General features: G+C 70.4%; 1 protein-coding gene and 1 pseudogene. Both read left to right on the forward strand.

What is annotated here, in order from left to right; translation table 11 throughout:
* Positions 1–160 precede the first annotated feature (160 nt).
* Entirely contained in the window at positions 161–628 is a 468-nt protein-coding gene (locus AB0H50_RS35590) for a universal stress protein (protein WP_072703378.1), read from the forward strand.
* A gap of 33 nt (positions 629–661) precedes the next feature.
* Positions 662–1095, forward strand: a pseudogene (locus tag AB0H50_RS35595) (isochorismate synthase); the annotation flags it as partial.

Genomic DNA, 1095 nt, shown 5'->3' on the forward strand with positions numbered 1-1095 from the left:
TTCCGACGGTAGCGGACCGGTGCCACGAACCCTCCCGCAGCCGGTCTGCGCACGCTAAGGTGCACCCGAACATTCGTGCCGGATCCCGTGGTCGACGAGGCCAAGCCGGGGCGCACCCGGACTCACTCGACCCCGTAACACTCGACACAGGAGGTGCCCGGTGGCCGCAGATCTGATTCTCATCGCCTACGACGGATCCGAGAATTCCAAGCGGGCCGTGCAGTACGCAGGGCGGTTCCTCGAGTCGTGCCGGGCGGTGGTCGTCACGGCGTGGGAGCCGATGGTGCGGCAGGCCGCGCGGATGTCGGGACTGTCCGGCGTCATGCAACCCGAATGGGTGCCGGACGAGGACCGCGAGGACATCGCGCTGACCGACGCGAAGGTCACCAACGACGAAGGGCTCGAACTGGCCAACTCGCTGGGCCTGCACGCCGAGGGCCGCACCGTCGAGGTCGTCAACGCGGTGTGGGCGGCGATCGTCGAAGCCGCGGACGAACTCGACGTCGACATCATCGTCGCGGGCACCCGAGGCACCACCGGCCTGCGGTCCCTGCTGCAGTCGTCGGTGGCCGACCACGTCCTGCGCCACAGCCACCGTCCCGTGCTGATCGTGCCACCTGGCCGCTGAGGGCGGCGCGCGCAGGAATATCGTCGAATCACCATGGACGGTTTTCTGCTTTCCCGCGCCGATCGCACCGTGCACGCCACCGGCACGCGTCGTCTCTTCGACGACGTGGCGTCGGCGTCTCGTGCCCTGCACCGCGGGGACGCCGACCTCGTCGTCGGTGCCCTGCCGTTCGACCCGACCCGGCCGGTCGCGCTGGCCCAGCCGGATCACACCGAGATCACCGACGGACCGTGGGAGGCGCCCGACGACCTCCCGGACCTTCCGGAGGTCCAAAGGACGCAGGAGATCCCGCTTCCCCGCGTGCACGTCGCGCGGGTGCGCGCGCTGGTGGAGCGACTCGAACTCGGCGAATTCGACAAGGTGGTCGCGGCCAGGAAGGTCGCGCTCGCGGCGGAGACCCCCATCGACCCGCTCACCCTGGCCGCCCGCATGGTCGCGCGGCACCCGGACGCGGCGACGTTCGCGGT

It is taken from the genome of Nocardia sp. NPDC050793, assembly GCF_040654065.1.
Classification (GTDB): domain Bacteria; phylum Actinomycetota; class Actinomycetes; order Mycobacteriales; family Mycobacteriaceae; genus Nocardia.